Raw genomic sequence first — 18,081 nt, 5'->3', positions numbered from 1 at the left:
GGAATGAATAGCAAGATCATCCCCGTCATCATGGCCGGCGGCAAGGGAACGCGGCTCTGGCCGCTGTCGCGCGCAAGCGCGCCAAAACAGTTCATCCAGTTCATCGGCGACAAGACGCTGTTCCAAGCGACGCTGTCGCGCGTTTCGGACCCGAAGCTCTATGAGGCTCCAGTCGTCATCACCAACGAGGATTTCCGGTTCCTGGTGGCAGAACAAGCCCGCGAGCTCGGCATCAAGCTCTCCGGCATCCTGCTCGAGCCCGTCGCTCGCAATACGGCCCCGGCCGTGGCCGCCGCTGCCGCCTTCGTCGAAGGCCGATTCGGCGAAGATGCCATCCTGCAGGTGCTTGCCTCCGATCATGAGATCACCGCCGATGCCGGTTATTTCGATGCGATCCGCATCGCCAAACAGACGGCTCTCTCCGGCAAGCTCGTCACCTTCGGCATTGCTCCGACGGAGCCCGCCACCGGTTACGGTTATATCGAGATCGGCGAGGCGCTGCCAGCCGGCGCCTGCACGGTCAAGCGTTTCGTCGAAAAGCCGGGCCTTGCCGAGGCCGAGAAGATGCTGTCGACCGGCGGTTTTGTCTGGAACTCCGGTATCTTCATGTTCAAGGCCGGGCAGGTGCTGAGCGAACTTTCCAACTTCGCGCCCGAGGTCGAGGCGGCGGCCCGTACTGCACTTGCCAAGGCTTCGAGCGATCTCGACTTCACGCGCCTCGACGCGCAGGAATTTGCCGCAAGCCCGGATATCTCCGTCGACTATGCGCTCATGGAAAAGACCTCCAACGCTGCGGTCGTGCCCTCCTCGTTCACCTGGTCCGATCTCGGAAGCTGGGACGCCGTCTGGAAGCTCGGAGCCCGCGACGAGGCCGGCAACGTCGCCTCCGGCAAGACGACGCTGATCAACACCAGGAACTCGCTGGTGATGTCTCGCACCAGCCATCTTGCCGTTCAGGGTCTGGATGGCGTCGCCGTCATCGCCAGCGAGGACGCCGTCTATGTCGGCCGGCTGGAAGACAGCCAGGATGTCGGCAAGATCGTCAAGCAGCTCGCCGCAACCAAGGCGACCGCCGCGCTGACCGAAACCCATCCGACCTCCTATCGGCCCTGGGGCGGCTATACGTCGGTGCTCAACGGCGATCGTTTCCAGGTGAAGCGGCTGTTCGTGACACCCGGCAAGAAGCTCTCGCTGCAGAAACATCACCACCGCTCGGAACACTGGATCTGCGTCAAGGGTACAGCGGAAGTGACGATCGGCGAGGAAACCCGGATCGTGCGGGAAAACGAATCGGTCTATATCCCGCAGGGCGAGGTACATCGGCTCGCCAATCCCGGAAAAATCATGCTCGAGATGATCGAGGTGCAGACCGGATCCTATTTCGGCGAGGACGACATCATCCGCATCGTCGACGAGTTCGGACGAGGCTGAGGCCTTCCCGGAAGTTTATGGCAGCCCGTTAGGTTATTTTCTTTGCAGCTCTGAAACAGGCGGATTCTCCGCCGATAGTGGAAAGGGTATCGCATGCGCCCCCAGAATCTCCTGTTGTCTGCATCAGCGCGAAGCATCGGATCGTGGCTGCACAATCCTTCCCTTCAAAGGAAAATATTCAACGCCGTGCGGTTGAACCGCCCAGAGGTAGCGGATTGGCTGCAATCCGAGGACCTATCGTTCATGGCATACTCGATTGCGAGGCGCCGGAAATCCAAGGCGCAAATACTGCAGGATCTCTGGGTTTGTTATGAGCTCGGGGAAAAGAGGGGTGGGTTCTTTGTCGAGTTCGGCGCTACGAATGGATTGGTCAACAGCAACACATGGTTGCTCGAGAAAGAACTCAATTGGCGCGGAATCCTGGCGGAGCCGAATCCCGTTTGGCATGCCGCGCTTGCAAGAAACCGGATGGTCCATATCGAACACCTATGCGTGTCTTCCAAGTCGGAAGAAGTCGTGAGGTTTTTGGCGATGGACGGCGTCGATCCTGAGCTTAGCGCGATCGCGTCTTTCGCTGATGGCGATCATTTCGCCGACGTTCGCAAGGGCGGAACCGCTCTGGACATCAGGACGATCTCTCTGAACGATCTGCTCGACAAATACGACGCTCCCAAAGAAATCGACTATATTTCCATCGATACGGAAGGCAGCGAACTCGATATCCTCTCCGCATTCGATTTTGCCCGACGACGATTCAATCTCATCTCGGTCGAGCAAAATTCCAAGACCGAGAAGGGTATCGAAGAACTATTGCTGCGAAACGGCTACACGCGCGTTTTTCCGCAGTTCTCGCAGTGGGATGGATGGTACGTTTCCTCGGAATTGAGGTTGGGAGCACCCTTCGAGATCGCCGCGCCATTGGTTTAAGACATGACGCCGAGTAGCCGAGTCGTCAGGACCGCTCCAGTGTTTTCCGGCGCCGATTCTCGGCATGCAACCTCTCGGCAGGAAAGCCGCTCAGTCGATCTCGTGGCGGTGGTCGAGATACCATTGCACGAAGGCCTTGACGCCTTCCTCCAGGCCGATCTCCGGCTTGCGGCCGGTGAGCGCCACGAGGAGATCGGGGCTGGCGAAGGTTCTCGGCACATCGCCCTTCTGCATCGGCAGCATCTTGCGCTTGGCCGGTTTTCCCATGATCCGTTCGATCGTCTCGACGAAGTCGATGAGGCCGGAGGGCTGGCCGCCGCCGATATTGACGACGCGGAAGGGTGCCTGATGGGAGAGCGTATCGATGCCCGCGACGCGATTATCCTCGCCCGGATAGACCTTGGACAGGTCGATGATCGAATTCACCAAGTCGTCGATATAGGTGAAGTCGCGGCTCATCTTGCCTTCGCCGTAGATCTCGATCTCGCGATCCTCGATCATCGCCTTGACGAACTTGAAGAGCGCCATGTCCGGCCGGCCCCAGGGGCCGTAGACCGTGAAGAAGCGGAAGCCGGTGATCGGCAGCTTGTAGAGATGCGCGTAGCTGTGCGCCATCAGCTCCGTGGCCTTCTTGGTCGCCGCATAGAAGGTCAGTGGTTCGTCGGCCCGATCGGTTTCCCGGAAAGGAATATCCGGGTTGGCGCCGTAGACCGACGATGTCGAGGCGAGCATCAGATGGCCGACGCCGTAATTGCGGGCGATCTCCAGGATGTTCCAGGAACCGATGAGGTTGGAATCGAGATAGGCCTTGGGGTTTTCGAGGCTGTAACGCACGCCGGCCTGGGCCGCGAGATGGATCAGGACATCCGGCTTGAAATCCTCGACTGATTTGTCGAGCAGCGACTTGTCTTCCAGCATGCCGATCACCGGGCGGAAGGCAGGGAATTGAGCAAGCCCGGCATTGCGGGCTTCCTTGAGGCGCAGGCTGTAATAGGGCGTCATCCCGTCAAAGCCGAGAACCTCGTGGCCATCCTCCAAAAGGCGTCGCGCCAAGTGAAAACCAATGAAGCCTGCCGTTCCGGTGATGAAATAACGCATGTATGACCCGCTATCGCTCTGCGGCCGATCCCATAGCGCGGATATCCCGCCCTGTCATCCGAGCGGCGGGAAGTTATTTTATCGGCGGGATCGCGCTGGCCGTCAGTGAAAGAGCCGCAGCCGCGCCGGCGGCACGCCCGGCCGGCCGTTCTTGCGATCGACGGCGAACTGGATGAGGTCCATGGAAGCCTGGTCGGTCAGCGGTTTTGCCATTACGCCCAGAACGCCGGAGACACCCGCCGCCACCAGCCCCGGATTGCCGGTAATCATGATCACCACAATGCCGCATTCCGCCAGTGTCTTGGCGATCTCCGGGCCGGTCTCGCCATCGGCAAGCCGCACGTCCACGAAGGCGATATCCGTGTCACGGGTATAGTTCAGCGCCACGGTCATGTCAGGGGCTATTCCGACGACGTCATGGCCGCTTCGATGGATGGCGTCCTCGATATCCATTGCGACCAGCAGGCTGTCTTCGACGATCAGGAAACGATATTCCAAGGTAGATCCTCCCGGACTGAAGGAGGCAGATAGACTCCGAACGCCGCTTGGCAATAGGTTGTAGGTCCTGATATCGATTTTTTGATCTAGCCCGCTTGTCGCGAAGCCGCCACGCGGGGTGTCTTGTCCGATCTATTTTCCAGAACCTTATCGATAAATCGATCGAGGAGGCCGTTGAACGGCTCGGGTTTTTCACGGAACGCAGCATGACCTGCGCCTTCGATCAATTCCACGAAACGGTTGCGGGCATGATCCTCGAAACCGGCGACATAGCCTCGGCGGATGAAGGGATCGTCCGCGCCGTTGACCAGGAAGACCGGAACCTCGGCATGGAGCACGGTGCGCCGCTGGTCGTGGCCGTCACCGCGGATGATGCTCTGGGAGAAGATCGACCGGAGTTGGCCGTCGGCGCGCGCGATGGCATTGCGGATATCCGGCGTCGCGCTGTGGCCGAGGCAAAGCTGCTCGAAGCGCTTGAACTCGCGCTCGGACCAGTGCTGCTTGGTGGCAAAGAGGAGATCGACGGAAGGATGGAAGCCGCGCAGGGCACCGATCAAGCCTCGAGAGACCGGCGGCGTGCCGGAGAGCAGCAAGCCCTCGACCAGACGGCTTCGGCCGAGCATCTCGATGGCCAGGTGGCCACCAAGCCCCCATCCGAATATTGCCAGCTGGCGTACACCGAGGCTGACAAGTACCTCGTCGATCGTGTCGATCATGCCGGTAAGCGAATAGGCGATTTCCGGATCCTCCGCGTCATCCGAATCGCCGTGCCCCGGCAAGTCGAGGGCGATGATGCGGGTTCGCTCAAGGAGATGAGGGCGACATTGCCGCTCGAAGACTTTCCGGCAGGTGCCGGCGCCGTGGAGGAAAAGCAGGGGTAAGCCTGCCCCCTCGGTATCGCTGACCCGGATGCGGCCATGCCTGGTATCGATCTTCTTGTCCGTCGCTTTCACGTTGCCGCCCCTGCCGATCCGGCTGTTGTTTTAGCGAAGCGTGAGCGTGTCTCACAAAGAAAGGCTTAAATAGCGTGAGGTCCGCCAAGCTTGTTCGCCAACACCATGAACGGAGCGTTAGTTGCGACAAGGCGAGAAAGCGGAATAAGCGGCGGCTTTCCGGGGACAGTCCCTTCCTGCCCGCTACGCACCGGCTTTCTGTCCTGAATATCTCCTCGCCCAAGATTTCAACTCCTTACGAAAGGTGACTGCCAGACAGGAACCAGTCGAAAACTGGGGGGTTAGCTTTTCGGAAGTCCAACGAAAAGGAGAATACCCATGAAGAAGATCATCCTGGCGTCCTGCGCCATTCTTGCCGCTTCCTTCGCAACCCAGGCCGGCGCACAGCAAGGCACCGTCAACGGCGCCGCCGGTGGTGCGGTGACCGGCGCAATCGTCGGCGGCCCTGTCGGCGCTGCAGTCGGCGGTGTTGTCGGCGCCGTTGCCGGCACTGCCATCGATCCGCCGCCGCGCGAGGTCGTCACCTATGTGCAGGAGCAGCCTGCCCCGACCACATCCGTGGTGGTCGAACAGCCGATAGCTGTCGGCAAGCCAATCCCGCAGAGTGTGGTCGTGACCCCGGTGCCAAGCAATCCGAGATATGCCTACACGGTAGTCAATAACCAGCGCGTGATCGTCGATCCGCAGACCCATACAGTGGTTCAGGTCCTGCGATAGGCCAGGCATCAGCGGCTTCAGCCAACCAACAAAAGCAGGCTCCGTCGACTTCCAGCGGGGCCTGCTGTCATTTGAGCCTTTCAATCAGACCAGGACGACCTGGTCGACGCGGTCTTCCTGGCCGAAGAATTTCAGGTAACGCTCCACCTCGGCCGGGTCTCCGGTCGCCTTGCGCGGATTGTCCGAGAGTTTTACGGCCGGCCGGCCGTTCGCCTCGCTCACCTTGCAGACGATGGAGATCGGCATCAGACCGGCAATCTCGTGAGGCGCGCAGCCGGCGAAATCATTGGTGAGGTTGGTGCCCCAGCCGAAACTCATGCGCACGCGGCCCTCAAAATGCCGGTAGGTATCGATGATCGCATCGACGTCCAGCCCGTCGGAAAAGATCAGCAGCTTTTCCTTGGGGTTGCGGCCCATCTTCTTCCACCAGGCGACGATCTTTTCGCCGCCTTCTATCGGCGGAGCGCTGTCGGGGCGGAAACCGGTCCAGTCCGCCACCCAGTCGGGCGCGTCGCGCAGGAACGCCGCCGTGCCGAAAGCGTCCGGCAGGACAATGAGAAGGTTGCCGCCATAAAGCCGGTTCCAGTCCTTCAGGACCTGGTAAGGGGAGGCGCGCAGCTGCTCGTCAGTCTCGGCGAGTGCCGCAGCCACCATCGGCAGCTCGTGCGCATTGGTCCCCACCGCTTCGAGATCGGAGTCCATCGCCAGCAGGACGTTGCTGGTGCCGGTAAACGCCGGGCCGATGCCTTCCTTGAGCGCTTCGACACACCAGCGCTGCCACAGGAAACTGTGGCGGCGGCGTGTGCCGAAATCGGAGATGCGCAGGCCCGGCAATGCCTGCAGCCTCTCGACCTTTTCCCACATCTTGGCCTTGGCCCGCGCATAAAGCACATCGAGCGTGAAGAAGCCGAGCGAGCGCATGGCGGAACGGGAGCGCAACTCGTTGATGATCGCGAGTGCCGGGATTTCCCAGAGCGTCGTTTCCATCCACTTGCCGTGGAAAGTCAGTTCGTACTGGCCGTCACGCTTCGAAAGTTCGTATTCCGGCAGCTTGTAGGTCGACAGCCAGTTCAAAAATTCCGGCTCGAAGATCTGCTTGCGGCCATAAAACGTGTTACCCGCGAGCCAGATCATCTCCTTCTTCGACAAACCCACCGTGCGGGCATGGTCGAGCTGTTCGCGCAGCGCGCCTTCGTCGATCTCCTGCGCCAGCTTGACGCTGGTCGTACGGTTGATCAGCGAAAAGGTGGCGTCCACATCCGGATAGAGCTTCCAGATCATCTGCAGCATCAGGAGCTTGTAGAAATCCGTATCGATCAGACTGCGGATGATCGGGTCGAGTTTCCAGGTGTGGTTATAAACCCTGCTCGCGATATCGGTCTTGGTCATGCCTGCCCCTGCCCCGGCCGTTCCGGGCCGGCTCCGCCGATTTCGATGCATATGGAGGCAACGGCTGATCAACCTCCGGGCATTTTTATCGAAAAAAATGCAGAGTAAGTCCAGACGCAATTCGGCCGCGAAGGATCGCGGCCGAAAAAATCAGGAGTGATGCACCTCAGTTGCCGGACTGCGAGTTGGTCGCCGGCGGCGTGGCAGCGGGCGGAGTGGAAGGATTGGCGGTCGGCGGCGCATTCGGATTGGCCGGCGTCGTGCTGCCAGCCGGCGGGGTTGCCGTCCGGTCGGCAGGCGGTGCGGTGCTTTCACCCCACCATTCGGCGCCGACCCAGGCCACCATTGCCAGAATAAGGCCGGCAATCAGCATCTTCAACACCGGCGCACCCCAGCTTCCCTGACGCGCTTCCGTAGCGGTCTCAACAACCGGCGGCGAACCGATCGGGTTCGGATGACGGGGCTCGGCTTCCTGGGGATCGAAACGAGTGTTCATGATTTCGCTCCTTGTTCGGCCGGAATGCCCGGCTCATGCACAAGAAACGGCCGGCGGAAACGAATGTTCCGGCAGGAGGGGTCAGTAGCCCGCCCGGCGATCCACGACGTGCTGCAAGGGGTCGCCCGCCTCGTAGCGTTCCATCTGGGTCTCCGCATTGCGAAACAGCGCCCTTACATCGGACGCGGAAGCCGCGTGGGGGGTAATGATGACGTTGTCCGTCGTCCAGAGCGGGCTATCCGCACCGAGCGGTTCTTTCTCGAACACATCCAGCGACGCGCCACCCAGAATGCCGCTGTCGAGCGCAGCAACAAGATCGCTCTCCACCTGGCTGCCGCCGCGTCCGGCATTGATGAAGACCGGCTTGCCCAGGGCGCCGCCCTGGCGAAGCTTTGTAAACAGCGAGGCATTGAAGATGCCGCCCGTCTCCGGCGTCAGCGGCAGAAGGCCGACCAGAATATCGGTGCGGGCAAGGAAAGCATCGAGTTCGCCGCCATCGAAAGTCTCGACGCCTTCGATCGTCTTTTTGCTGCGCGACCAGCCAATCACGTCGAAACCCATGACCTTCAGCTTCCGGACCGAATCCAGGCCGAGCACGCCAAGGCCCATGACGCCGACGGTCAGGTCCTTTGCCTCCGGCTGGGAGAGTTCGCGCCACTGGCGTTCGCGCTGCTGGCCGAGATAGGCCGGCACCTGCCGGAGGTGGCTCAGGGCCTGCAACACGACCCATTCGCTCATCCGCGTCGTCAGGCTTTCATCGACGAAACGGACGATCGGGACGTCAGGCAGGCCGGGCATGGTGAGGATATAGTCGACCCCGGCGCCGCCGGAAAACAGGACCTCCAGCTTCGGCGCCCGCTGGAACAGGTTCGGATCCGGCTTCCAGATCACCGCGTATCGGGCTTGCGAAAGATCGATACGCGGATCGGAAGCGCGCAGCACCTGGCGACCGGCGAAAGCGTCGGCAAGTGCTGCATCGATCTCGCGGCGTTCGAACTTGAGGTCGATGACGACCGGATGTTTGGCGGGCATGGACGGATTGACCTTGATTATTGGGAACTACTGATTGAGGGCTTCGGTTTCGACCGCTTCGAGATGGAAGGCGGCGGCCATCAGCGCGCGGGTATAATCCTGTTTCGGCGCCTGGAAGATCTGGTCGGCTGGACCTTCTTCCACCACCTTGCCGAGCCGCATGACGATGACGTGGTTGGCGAGCGCCTTTACGACCTTCAGATCGTGGCTGATGAAGAGATAGGCGAGATCATGCTTCTTCTGCAGGTCGCGCAGGAGGTCGACGACCTGCGCCTGTACCGTCATGTCGAGCGCCGAGGTTGGCTCGTCGAGCATCACGAAACGCGGTTTCAGCACCATGGCGCGGGCGATCGCGATACGCTGCCGCTGGCCACCGGAAAATTCGTGCGGATAACGCCAGCGGGTGGCGGGATCGAGGCCGACCTCGGTCAAAGCCCAGGCGACGCGCTCGTCCCGGCCATCGGCGGAGAGCGACCTTTCGTGGACCTTGAGCCCTTCGGCGACGATATCGCCGACCGACATGCGGGGGCTAAGCGACCCATAGGGATCCTGGAAGACCACCTGCAGACGGTCGCGGAACGGTCGCATCTCCTTGAAGGAGAACTTGTCTATGTCCGTTCCGATAAAGGCGATGCGGCCCTGCGAGGAGATGAGCCTTGCGAGCGCCAGACCCAGCGTCGTCTTCCCGGAGCCGGATTCGCCGACGACGCCGAGCGTCTCGCCGGCCCGCAGTTCGAGATCGACGCCATCGACTGCCTTCACATGATCGACCACCTTGCGCAGGAAGCCCGCCTTGATCGGGAACCAGACACGGATGTCCTTGCCTTCCATCACCACCGGCTTTGAGGGATCGGTCGGCGGCGGCTCGCCGCGCGGTTCGGAGGCGAGCAGATGGCGCGTATAGGCGTGCTGCGGATTGGTGAAGACCTCCTCCACCGTTCCGGTCTCGACGATCTTGCCCTTGGTCATGACGCAGACACGATCGGCGAACTTGCGAACGATGCCCAGGTCGTGGGTGATGAACAGCATGGACATGCCGTGCTCGCCCTTCAGCCCGCGCAGAAGATCGAGAATCTGCGCCTGCACGGTGACGTCGAGCGCCGTGGTCGGTTCATCGGCGATCAGCAGCTTGGGTCGATTGGCAAGCGCCATGGCGATCATCACGCGCTGGCGCTGGCCACCGGACAGCTCGTGCGGGTAGGCTTTCAGCCGCTTTTCCGGCTCGCGTATACCGACCTGGTTCAGGAGTTCGAGCGTGCGGATGCGCACTGCCTGGCCGTTGATTCCGTGGTGAAGCTCAAGAATTTCGCCGATCTGTTTTTCGATCGAATGAAGCGGATTGAGCGAGGTCATCGGCTCCTGGAAGATCATCGTCACATCGTTGCCCCGCACCCTCCGGAGTTCCGGCTCGGATGCCTTCAGCATATCCTTGCCGTCGAACAGTATCTCGCCGGACGGATGGCTTGCCGAAGGATACGGCAGTAGCTTGAGGATCGAATTGGCCGTCACCGACTTGCCGGAGCCGGATTCCCCGACCAGCGCCATCACCTCGCCGGGGTGGATGTCGAAAGAGACCCTGTCGACGGCGATCGAGGTATCGCCGCCCTGGTGGAAGGCCACGGAGAGATCGCGGACGGAAAGAAGCGGCTCTGTCATCGGCCAAGGCTTTCGATGAGGGAACTAAGCGTCGTTTCGTCTGGGCGAAGGACTGTTAAGGGTGAGCTACCCTTCGTCAGACCGTAGCGAAAATGCGTAATTTCGTAGATGTCTTTCAGTCCCATATCGGCGGTGAGCAGGTGCGTGCAGCCGGCACCGAACGCGGTGGAAATATGGATCGAGTCCGGAAGTTTCAGCCCCACGTTTTGAGACCTTAGGATCGCGGCGTACCACAACATCTGCCTGCCAACGGGGAGCACTTCGAGCCATTCATTTGTCTGAATCAGCCCCTCATATCTGTCGATGGCGCTATCATTTCCGTCTCGATACGGCTTAACCAACAACTCGGACAATGTCAGTTCGCTGGTGGCGAAACGCCGGGAATGGTGGTCTATCGAAAGGAGGTTGGCCAACGCGGTGCTGATTTCGCTGTTGTTCTCAAATGCCAGAATGAAGATATTGGTATCCAGATAGATTTTTCCGAGCCCGCGCATCAATCGTCCCATTCATCGCGCAGTTCGCGTATGCGGGAGACGGCTTCTTCGACGCTAACAGACGGCCTGCCTTCAGCCTTGTATTTCCTGATGGCTTCGAGCGTATCTGCAATGCTCATCGGCTTTCGCTCAACCATCGGGAAATCCTTGAAACCGGGATATCTGTCGATGTCGTTTTGTATCGCGGCATCTTCCACCTCAACGACGATCTTCACGGTCGCGTCAACCGCCAGTCCCTCCCGCAAATCCTCGGGAAGGTTGGCGACCGGATAATGCTCTCTGACGATCTTGTTCATCGTTTCACGCTCGCGTCCCATCGTTCCGATAATCTAGCGCAAATTCCGCCGGAATACGACCCGCGCTCATCCGAACGTCTTTCTCGGATCGAAGGCATCGCGCACCGCTTCCCCGATGAAGATCAGCAGCGACAGCATGATGGACATGGTGAAGAAGGCGGAGAAGCCGAGCCATGGCGCCTGCAGGTTGTTCTTGCCCTGCGAAATCATCTCGCCGAGGGACGGAGAGCCTGCCGGCAGGCCGAAGCCCAGGAAGTCGAGCGAGGTCAGCGTCGCGATCGAACCCGACAGGATGAAGGGCAGGAAGGTCAGCGTCGCGACCATGGCGTTCGGCAGAAGATGCCGGGACATTATCGTCCAATTGCCGACGCCGAGCGCGCGGGCGGCGCGGACATATTCGAAATTCCGAGCCCGCAGGAACTCGGCGCGCACCACGCCGACGAAACCGACCCAGGAGAAAAGCAGGAGGATGCCGAGCAGGACGAAGAAGCCCGGTGGCAGGATCGAGGCGATGATCAGCAGGATGTAGAGAACCGGCATGGATGACCAGATCTCGATGAACCGCTGCATCAGCAGGTCCGTCCAGCCGCCGAAATAACCCTGGACCGCGCCGGCCGTCACGCCGATTACTGCCGAGCAGATCGTCAGCACCAGGCCGAACAGGACGGAGATGCGGAAGCCGTAGATCATGCGGGCGGTCACGTCGCGTGCCTGGTCGTCGGTGCCCAGCCAGTTCAGGTTGCCGAGGATGCAGTTCGGGTCCTGATCCTTCTGCGGATAGGCGGCGCAGCGATCCGCCTTCTCCATCAGCCAGAAGGGTTCGGTCGGCGCCGAATGGGGGATGTTGGAATTGACCGTCTGGTAGGAATAGCGGATCGGCGGCCAGACCATCCAGCCGTTCGCCTCGATTTCCTGCTGGATGTAATCGGAGCGGTAATCGGTCGTTGCCAGGAAGCCGCCGAACTTCTCTTCCGGATAGTCCACCAGGACCGGGTAGAGGATCTCGCCCTTGTAGGAGGCGACGATCGGCCGGTCGTTGGCGATGAATTCTGCAAACAGGCTGAGCACGAAAAGGACCATGAACAGCCAGAAGGACCAGTAACCGCGTTTGTTAGCACGGAAATTGGCGAGCCGGCGGCGGTTGGTCGGCGTGATCCAGGGCCGCTTCTGCGGCGTCTGCACGGCGGTCTTTGCGGCGGTTGCCTCCATCAGACATCCCTCCGCTCGAAATCGATGCGCGGATCTATCCAGGTATAGATCAGGTCGGAAATCAGGCTGACGAACAGGCCCATCAGCGAGAAGATGTAGAGCGTGCCGAAAACGATCGGGTAATCGCGGTTGACGATCGCGAGATAACCGAGACGCCCCAGTCCATCCAGCGAGAAGATGTTCTCGATCAGCAGCGAGCCGGTGAAGAAGGCGGAGATGAAAGCGCCGGGAAAGCCCGCGATGACGATCAGCATGGCGTTGCGGAAAACGTGGCCGTAGAGCACCTGCCGCTCGTTGAGGCCCTTGGCACGCGCCGTCGTCACATACTGTTTCTTGATCTCGTCGATGAACGAGTTCTTGGTCAGCAGCGTGGTGGTGGCGAAGGCCGACAGCGACATGGCGATCAACGGCAATGTCAGGTGCCAGAAATAGTCGATGACCTTTTCCCACCAGGAAAGTTCTGAAAAATTGTCCGAAACCAGGCCGCGCAGCGGGAACCAGTCGAAGAAGGAACCGCCTGCGAAGAGCACGATCAGCAGGATGCCAAACAGGAAACTCGGCACCGCATAACCGATGATGATCACGCCGGAGGTCCAGACGTCAAAGGTCGAGCCGTCCTTGACTGCCTTGCGGATGCCTAAGGGAATCGAGATCAGATAGGAGACGATCAGGATCCAGAAGCCAAGCGAGATCGATACCGGCATCTTGTCGATGATCAGGTCGAGGACCGAGGTATTGCGGAAGAAGCTCTCGCCGAAATCGAAGCGGATGTAATTCCACATCATTTCGAGGAAGCGCGTCGCCGGCGGCTTGTCGAAACCGAACTGCTTTTCGAGCTTCTTGATGAATTCCGGATCGAGGCCCTGGGCGCCACGGTAACGGCTTTCCTCGCCTCCGCCCTGTTGCTGGAGTATGTCGCCGCCACCGCCGGAAAGCCGATCACCGGTGTCCTGACCCTGGATCTGGGCGATCACCTGTTCGACAGGTCCGCCCGGCGCGAACTGCACGACGAGGAATGAAATCGCCATGATGCCGACGATCGTCGGTATCATCAGCAGGAGACGGCGAAGAATATAGGCGCCCATCAGAGCTCCCTGCCTGTCGTCACGGGGCTTGTCTCACCACATATCCCAATGCCGATCAAATGGCTCTTTCCTCTTTTCCGATGCGAATCATACGGGCTCATTTGGAACAGGTGCCGGTCGGCGGCGCAAGTCCGCGCTTACTGCGTCATTTGGCAGGGCTTTTGGCCGACCAGGTCTCGGGGAAACCTATGCTGTATTCCGGCAGTCTCTGCGGATGCGTGATGCGGTTCCAGTAGGCGATCCTCGCTTCGCCGGAATAGAACATCGGAACGACATAGTGGTTGGCGAGCAGCACCCGGTCCATCGCCTTGACGGCCGCCACCTGATCCTCCCGGCTCTGGGCAGCGGTAATCATGCTGATCAACTGATCCACCGCCGGATCGGCGATACCTGCATAATTGCGCGATCCAGGCCGGCTAACGGACGCCGATCCCCAATAGTCCGCCTGTTCGTTGCCGGGGTTCATGGTCTGGGCCCAAACCCCGTACATCATGTCGTAGTCGAAGCTGCGGACTCGATTGATATATTGCGATGCGTCGACTATCCGGAGCCGGGCATCGATGCCTATTTTCTTGAGACTTGTCACATAGGGCGTCACGGTGCGCTCCTGCGACTGGCTGTTCAGGAGAATTTCGAAACCCAAGGGCTGTCCGGTCTTGGCATTGAGCATCCGGTTGCCCTTCAGTTCCCATCCGGCCTCCTTCAGCAGGCCGATGGCGGTGCGCAGGTTATCGCGCACCTTGTTCGGGTCGCCGCCGACGGGGTTGGTGTACGGAGTTGTGAACACCCTCGCCGGAATCTTGTCCTTCAACCCGTTGAGGATCTCCAGCTCTTTTCCCTGCGGCAGGCCGGACGAAGCAAGCTCGGTGCCCCAGAAAAAACTGTCGACCCGCTTCAGGCCTCCATAGGCGAGGTTCTTGTTGAGATCCTCGAAGTCGTAGGCATAGTTCAGCGCCTCGCGGACCCGCGCATCCTTGAATATGTCGCGCCGCATGTTCGGCACGAAAGCCTGCATGACGCCGACGGCCTTGAACGGGTTGGTCAGAGCTTCCTTGATGACCCGCCCATCCTTCACCGCATCGAAATCGTACCGCGTGACCCAGCGGCTCGAACTGTTTTCCTGGCGGTAATCGATGTTGCCAGCCCGGAAAGCCTCGAATTCCACGTCGGCATCGGAAAAATAGGTGTAGCTGATCGTCCGGAAGTTATATTGGCCGAGATTGATCGGCAGGTTCTTGCCCCAGTAGTCGTCGCGCAGTTCGTAGCGGATGCCGGAGCCCGGCTGAACGGCGCTGATCTTGTAGGGGCCGGACCCCATGGGCGGCTCCAAGGTGGTGCGGGAAATGTCGCGCTGGTTGCCCTGTGCATCCTTGCCTTGCCACCAGTGCTTCGGCAGGATCGGAAAATCTCCGACGATCGAGGGCAGTTCGCGATTGTCCTTTTCGTCGAAGCGGAAGGTCACCTCGCGGTCGCCGGTCTTTTCAGCACCCGTGACGTGCCGATAGTAGCCGGAATAGAGGGCGCTATGCTCCTTCAGCTTCTCCAGGCTGAAGATCACGTCCTCCGGGGTGACCGGCTGCCCATCCGCCCATTTCGCCTCCTGCTTCAATCGGAACGTCACCGAAGACACGTCGTCCGGATAGGACACGGCCTCGGCCAAAAGGCCGTAGGTACCGAAAACCTCGTCCTCCGACCGCTTCATGAGCGTGTCGTAGATCAGGCTGACACCCGAAGCCGCGGTACCCCGGTCGATCACGAGGTTGAGGTTGTCGAACGTTCCTTCGTCGCCGAGGCGCAGTTCACCGGACTTCGGCGCGTTCGCATCGACATAGGGGAGCTGCTTGAAGTCTGCCGGCAGCTTCAGGTCACCGACGACAGCCATGCCATGCCGCCATTTCGGCTCCTGGGCGGTCGCCGCGGATGTCCAGAGGGACATTGCAGTGAGAGCGATCACGAAAGCTGTCTTCAGGCGGGCCAAGAGCATACGTTACCCCTTGTGAGTTTCTTTGTTGCGGTGAAGCATAGGGCAAAAGGCGGCGAAAAACAGGAGTTCCAAACTCACATCCGTTTTATCCGGCGTTATGTTCCTGAAAATCGGCAAGGCTTCCACCATCTCCATTTCACCAAAATCCTGTTTCACGGTAGTTTGGAAGCGATCAGGTGATTTGCGGCGGATGGGCATGAGATCGATTTCGGGTACAATTCTGCGGCTGACGGCGGCGGCACTCCTATGCGGAAGTTTCGCAGGTTCGGTAGCGGCGCAGGAAGGCACGCCAGCGAAACAGCTTTTCGGAGGCATTAAACTCCCGAGCAAGGCGGACGCAGAACCGCTCGGTTTCTATGCCAAGGGCTGCATGTCCGGCGCCGTGGCACTGCCGACCGACGGGCCGACCTGGCAGGCGATGCGCCTTTCGCGCAATCGCCGCTGGGGCAATCCCGAAATGATCGCGCTGCTCGAACGGTTTTCCGGTGACGCAGCAAGGCTCGGCTGGGGTTCCGGCATTCTCATCGGCGACATTTCGCAGCCCCGCGGCGGCCCGATGATCAACGGCCATTCCTCGCACCAGATCGGCCTCGATGCAGATATCTGGTTCACCCCGAAGCCCACCCAGCCGTTGAGCGTGCAGCAGCGCGAAAGCTATCCCTTCACTTCCATGCTCGACAAGAGCAAGTTCCTGACCGTCGATTCCAACCGCTGGACCAGCACCCATGCCAAGCTCGTCATGCAGGCGGCGAGCTATCCGCAGGTGGACCGCGTCTTCGTCAATCCTGCCATCAAGAAGAAGCTCTGCGAGACCTGGACCGGCAACCGTGACCTGCTTGGCAAGGTGCGGCCGATCTACGGCCATGACGAACATTTCCATATCCGCATCTCCTGCCCGCCGGGCTCCACCACCTGCCAGAAGCAGGCCGCAGTGCCGAAGGGCGACGACTGCAGCAGCAAGGGATTTGCCTGGTGGTTCACCAAGGAGCCTTGGGCACCGCCGCCCAAGCCGGACCCGAACAAGAAACCGGTAAAACCGCGTCAGGTGATGCTCTCGGACCTGCCGAAGGCCTGTGCGGCCGTGCTTGCGGCCCCCTCACGTTCCGAAGACGATGCGACATTCGGCGGCAGCGCCGTGGCCTACACGGCTCAGCCTGCCGCGTCGGCATCGGCAAGGACTGTCGAAGCGATCGTCAACGATCCGCCGCCCGCTTCCGATGACATGCCGATCCCGACGCCGCGTCCGCTGCAATAGTTTCCGGATGAGGCCCGCGATCGAAAACGCCGGTCTCGACGCCACCTTCCCAAGACCGAAGCGGCACGCTAGAACGCATCACAAATCGATTGAAAATCGTTCTGGCGAGGACACCCAATCATGTCGGCCAAGCCCTGCATCGCGTTGATCGCACACGACCAGAAGAAGAATGATATGGCGGATTTCGCCCGCCATCACCAGGTGGCGCTGTCGCGGTTCCGCATCGTCGCCACCGGTACGACCGGCGGCCGGGTTCAGGATGCCTGCCCCGGACTTGAAGTGACGCGGCTGAAGAGCGGCCCGCTCGGCGGCGACCAGCAGATCGGCGCGATGATCGCAACCGGCGAGGTCGACATGCTGGTGTTCTTCATCGACCCCTTGAGCGCGCTTCCCCACGATGTCGACGTCAAGGCGCTGACGCGGCTGGCTACCGTCTACGACATTCCCATGGCACTCAACCGCGCCACCGCCGAAAAACTCATCGACTTTCAGAAGGACTAAGCTTCCCGATGGCCGATACCATGAAGACAGACAAACTGCCGTTTCCGATCCTGATCGGCGATATCGGCGGCACCAATGCCCGCTTCTCCATCCTCCTCGACGCCTATGCGGAACCTAAGCCGTTTCCGAACGTGCGCACCGCCGACTATCCGACGATCGACGACGCGATCCAGAAAATCGTGCTCGATTCGAGTTCCGTTCAGCCGCGCTCGGCGATCCTTGCCATTGCGGGACCGATCGACGGCGACGAGATCGATCTGACCAATTGCGATTGGGTGGTGCGGCCGAAAGGCATGATCACCCAACTCGGCTTCGAGGACGTGCTGGTCGTCAACGATTTCGAAGCCCAGGCGCTTGCCGTCGCGGCCATGCCCGACGAATACCGCGAGACGCTTGGCCCCAATAACCAGCCGCATATGGCATCGCGCGTCGTGCTTGGTCCGGGTACCGGCCTCGGCGTTGCCGGCCTCGTCTATGCGCGGCACATGTGGTTTCCGGTTCCCGGCGAAGGCGGACATGTGGATGTCGGCCCGCGTTCTGAGAGGGATTTCGAGATCTTTCCGCATCTCAAGCGCATCGAGGGCCGCGTTTCTGCGGAAGAAATCCTGAGCGGCCGCGGCGTCGTCAACATCTACCAGGCCGTCTGCGCGGCCGACGGTCTGCAGCCTGCGTTTTCCGATCCGGCGGATATCACGGCCCACGGTTTAGGTGGCTCGAATTCCCAGGCCGTCGAAACGCTTTCGCTATTTGCCACCTATCTCGGCCGTGTCGCTGGCGATATGGCACTGATCTTCATGGCGCGAGGCGGCGTCTATCTTGCCGGCGGCATTTCGCAGAAGATCATTCCGGCGCTGAAAGGCCCGGAGTTCCGTGCCGCCTTCGAAGACAAAGCGCCGCATACGGAGCTGATGGGCACGATCCCGACCTTCGTGGTGACCCACCCGCAGGCGGCACTCGCCGGCCTTGCAAGCTTTGCCCGCACGCCCTCCGCCTACGGCCTTTCCATGGATGGCCGCCGCTGGCAACGCTAGGACCGGACCGAGACCATCGCCGCGGGCGA

Annotated in this window: 19 protein-coding genes; 6 read left to right on the top strand and 13 right to left on the bottom strand. The window is 60.6% G+C overall.

The window, feature by feature from the left end; all coding sequences use genetic code 11:
* Positions 1-3 precede the first annotated feature (3 nt).
* Together RG540_RS21575 and RG540_RS21570 are read left to right on the top strand one after the other, a co-directional pair.
* Positions 4-1,431, top strand: coding sequence for a mannose-1-phosphate guanylyltransferase/mannose-6-phosphate isomerase (locus tag RG540_RS21575; protein ID WP_038592308.1), 1,428 nt, complete (start codon positions 4-6; stop codon positions 1,429-1,431).
* A 93-nt stretch (positions 1,432-1,524) separates the two neighbouring features.
* Entirely contained in the window at positions 1,525-2,358 is an 834-nt protein-coding gene (locus RG540_RS21570; RefSeq protein WP_038592305.1) for an FkbM family methyltransferase, read from the top strand.
* Positions 2,359-2,448: 90 nt separating this feature from the next.
* Here RG540_RS21570 and RG540_RS21565 read toward each other — a convergent pair whose 3' ends face one another.
* The 3 genes from RG540_RS21565 to RG540_RS21555 form a co-directional block, all read right to left on the bottom strand.
* Entirely contained in the window at positions 2,449-3,456 is a 1,008-nt protein-coding gene (locus RG540_RS21565) for an NAD-dependent epimerase/dehydratase family protein (protein ID WP_038592302.1), read from the bottom strand.
* 102 nt (positions 3,457-3,558) lie between these two features.
* Positions 3,559-3,954 (bottom strand): response regulator, encoded by a 396-nt coding sequence (locus RG540_RS21560; RefSeq protein WP_038592299.1) that lies wholly within the window; start codon positions 3,952-3,954, stop codon positions 3,559-3,561.
* A gap of 86 nt (positions 3,955-4,040) precedes the next feature.
* Positions 4,041-4,907, bottom strand: a complete 867-nt coding sequence (locus tag RG540_RS21555; protein WP_038592296.1) for an alpha/beta fold hydrolase — start codon at positions 4,905-4,907, stop codon at positions 4,041-4,043.
* Between the two features lie 318 nt (positions 4,908-5,225).
* Here RG540_RS21555 and RG540_RS21550 point away from each other — a divergent pair, with 318 nt between their 5' ends.
* On the top strand, positions 5,226-5,624 hold the full coding sequence (locus RG540_RS21550) for a DUF1236 domain-containing protein (protein ID WP_038592294.1): 399 nt from the start codon (positions 5,226-5,228) through the stop codon (positions 5,622-5,624).
* A gap of 84 nt (positions 5,625-5,708) precedes the next feature.
* Here the strand turns inward: RG540_RS21550 and pncB are convergent, their stop codons facing one another.
* From pncB to RG540_RS31195, 10 genes are all read right to left on the bottom strand, one after another.
* Positions 5,709-7,013: a nicotinate phosphoribosyltransferase gene (gene pncB, locus RG540_RS21545; protein WP_038592291.1), complete on the bottom strand. Its 1,305-nt coding sequence runs from the start codon at positions 7,011-7,013 to the stop codon at positions 5,709-5,711.
* 166 nt (positions 7,014-7,179) lie between these two features.
* The gene (locus RG540_RS21540) at positions 7,180-7,509 is read right to left on the bottom strand and encodes a hypothetical protein (RefSeq protein WP_038592288.1); all 330 of its coding nucleotides are present in this window, start codon (positions 7,507-7,509) and stop codon (positions 7,180-7,182) included.
* Positions 7,510-7,590: 81 nt separating this feature from the next.
* Positions 7,591-8,541, bottom strand: a complete 951-nt coding sequence (locus tag RG540_RS21535) for a 2-hydroxyacid dehydrogenase (RefSeq protein ID WP_038592285.1) — start codon at positions 8,539-8,541, stop codon at positions 7,591-7,593.
* Between the two features lie 27 nt (positions 8,542-8,568).
* A complete protein-coding gene (locus tag RG540_RS21530) occupies positions 8,569-10,197 on the bottom strand; it encodes an ABC transporter ATP-binding protein (protein WP_038592282.1) in 1,629 nt (542 codons plus the stop codon).
* Positions 10,194-10,691, bottom strand: a complete 498-nt coding sequence (locus RG540_RS21525; RefSeq protein WP_038592280.1) for a type II toxin-antitoxin system VapC family toxin — start codon at positions 10,689-10,691, stop codon at positions 10,194-10,196. Before RG540_RS21525 ends, RG540_RS21530 begins: the two co-directional genes overlap by 4 nt.
* Complete coding sequence (locus RG540_RS21520) at positions 10,691-10,987, bottom strand: hypothetical protein (protein ID WP_065814446.1); 297 nt, start codon at positions 10,985-10,987, stop codon at positions 10,691-10,693. Before RG540_RS21520 ends, RG540_RS21525 begins: the two co-directional genes overlap by 1 nt.
* A gap of 66 nt (positions 10,988-11,053) precedes the next feature.
* Entirely contained in the window at positions 11,054-12,196 is a 1,143-nt protein-coding gene (locus RG540_RS21515; RefSeq protein ID WP_038592274.1) for an ABC transporter permease, read from the bottom strand.
* A complete protein-coding gene (locus tag RG540_RS21510; RefSeq protein ID WP_038592271.1) occupies positions 12,196-13,281 on the bottom strand; it encodes a microcin C ABC transporter permease YejB in 1,086 nt (361 codons plus the stop codon). The genes RG540_RS21515 and RG540_RS21510 overlap by 1 nt, the downstream gene beginning before the upstream one ends.
* A gap of 145 nt (positions 13,282-13,426) precedes the next feature.
* Complete coding sequence (locus tag RG540_RS21505) at positions 13,427-15,217, bottom strand: extracellular solute-binding protein (protein WP_244446701.1); 1,791 nt, start codon at positions 15,215-15,217, stop codon at positions 13,427-13,429.
* Between the two features lie 51 nt (positions 15,218-15,268).
* Entirely contained in the window at positions 15,269-15,463 is a 195-nt protein-coding gene (locus RG540_RS31195; protein ID WP_046600387.1) for a hypothetical protein, read from the bottom strand.
* Between RG540_RS31195 and mepA the strand changes: the two genes are divergently transcribed.
* The 3 genes from mepA (at position 15,462) to RG540_RS21490 (ending at position 18,052) form a co-directional block, all read left to right on the top strand.
* Positions 15,462-16,520: a penicillin-insensitive murein endopeptidase gene (gene mepA, locus RG540_RS21500; RefSeq protein ID WP_051909560.1), complete on the top strand. Its 1,059-nt coding sequence runs from the start codon at positions 15,462-15,464 to the stop codon at positions 16,518-16,520. The two genes, RG540_RS31195 and mepA, sit on opposite strands and share 2 nt — an antisense overlap.
* Before the next feature lie 120 nt (positions 16,521-16,640).
* Positions 16,641-17,021, top strand: a complete 381-nt coding sequence (locus RG540_RS21495; protein ID WP_007758050.1) for a methylglyoxal synthase — start codon at positions 16,641-16,643, stop codon at positions 17,019-17,021.
* An 8-nt stretch (positions 17,022-17,029) separates the two neighbouring features.
* Positions 17,030-18,052 (top strand): glucokinase, encoded by a 1,023-nt coding sequence (locus tag RG540_RS21490; protein ID WP_038592262.1) that lies wholly within the window; start codon positions 17,030-17,032, stop codon positions 18,050-18,052.
* Positions 18,053-18,081 lie beyond the last annotated feature (29 nt).

The organism is Neorhizobium galegae bv. orientalis str. HAMBI 540, assembly GCF_000731315.1.
GTDB lineage: Bacteria > Pseudomonadota > Alphaproteobacteria > Rhizobiales > Rhizobiaceae > Neorhizobium > Neorhizobium galegae.
The sequence above is the reverse complement of the archived record's forward strand: the minus strand, read 5'-3'. Positions and strand labels throughout refer to the sequence as shown.